The organism is Kluyvera ascorbata ATCC 33433, from assembly GCF_000735365.1.
Taxonomy (GTDB): Bacteria; Pseudomonadota; Gammaproteobacteria; order Enterobacterales; family Enterobacteriaceae; genus Kluyvera; species Kluyvera ascorbata.
The window spans coordinates 1-217 of the sequence record NZ_JMPL01000252.1 but is presented as its reverse complement, the minus strand read 5'-3'; the positions used below and the strand labels follow the sequence as shown (position 1 = coordinate 217).

Here is a 217-nt window from a genome sequence, read left to right as displayed (position 1 = left end):
CGTCCGCTTTTGGCTGTGAGTTCAACCGATGGATGCAACACATTGATTGAACCGCTCTGCGGGTGATTCATAGTCTAGCGTTTTTCTCGGCCTCTCGTTGAGCTGTCTGGCAACACTGTTTAGTCTTTGCTGGCTGTGAACCGATAAGTCAGTTCCTTTTGGAAAATACTGTCTGAGTAATCTGTTTGTATTTTCATTTGAGCCGCGTTGCCAGGGG

The 217-nt window shown here is 47.5% G+C and carries 1 protein-coding gene; it reads right to left on the bottom strand.

Translation table 11 applies throughout. The features are described 5' to 3' along the window. Positions 1 to 21: 21 nt before the first annotated feature. Positions 22 to 217, bottom strand: a 196-nt coding sequence (locus tag GKAS_RS24465) for an IS30 family transposase (protein WP_167540438.1), incomplete at its 5' end; no start/stop codon positions are given.